Source organism: Paenibacillus roseus, from assembly GCF_016424485.1.
Lineage (GTDB): Bacteria > Bacillota > Bacilli > Paenibacillales > Paenibacillaceae > Paenibacillus_D > Paenibacillus_D roseus.
The window spans coordinates 773-1,633 of record NZ_JAELUP010000102.1; the positions used below are offsets into that span (position 1 = coordinate 773).

General features: G+C 72.2%; 1 protein-coding gene. It reads left to right on the top strand.

Going from position 1 to position 861, the window contains the following annotated elements:
* The coding region (locus JFN88_RS16980) for a Ty3/Gypsy family RNase HI domain-containing protein (protein ID WP_199020500.1) at positions 1-861 on the top strand (861 nt) is incomplete at both ends.

The following is an 861-nucleotide window of genomic DNA, read 5'->3' on the forward strand; positions in this document are numbered from 1 at the left end:
TCGACCCCGCCAAGGTGGAGGCCGTCCGGAGCTGGCCCCGGCCCGCGTGCGCGCTGGACGTGCAGCGCCTGCTGGGCCTGTTCACCTTTTGCCGGCGGTTCGTGGCGGGGGCCTCCCGCCTGACGGCGCCCCTGACCGCGCTGCTGAAGAAGGACGCCGCCTGGGCCTGGAGCCAACAGCAGGAGCAGGGCTTCCAGGGGATCAAGGAGGCCCTGGCCTCGGCCCCGGTGCTGGTGACGCCGGACCTGGCGCGCCCCTTCGTCCTGCGGACGGACGCCAGCCTCGCCGGCATCGGAGGCGTCCTCCTGCAGGACCAGGGCCAGGGGCCACAGCCGGTGGCCTACGAGTCGCGCTCGCTGACGGCGGCCGAGCGCAACTACCCCGTGCACGAGCTCGAGGAGCTCGCCATCGTGCACTGCCTGCTCAAGTTCAGGTTTTACGTGCTGGGACAGCACACGGACGTCTACACGGACCACCACTCGCTGCAGTACTTCTTCTCAGAGCGTCGCAACCTGTCGGGACGACAGGCGCGCTGGGTCGAGCAGCTCTCGCCCTTTGACTTTACCATCCACTACCGGCGCGGCGAGACCAACGCCGCGGCCGACGCGCTGAGCAGGCGCGAGGAGGGCGCGGGCTCGGGGATTGACGACCGCGCCTCGGCGCGGCACCCCGCCCGTCCCCTGGAGGCGGCGGCGGCCCGGCTGGAGCCCGACCCGGGCCCGGCCGAGGACATCCGCGCCGCCTACAAGTCCGACGCCACCACTCGGCGGCTGGTGGAGGTGGCGCGGGGCGGCGGATCCACCAGATACCACCTGGCTGGGTGCCTGCTCCTGGACGCCAAGGAGAGGATCTACGTGCCGG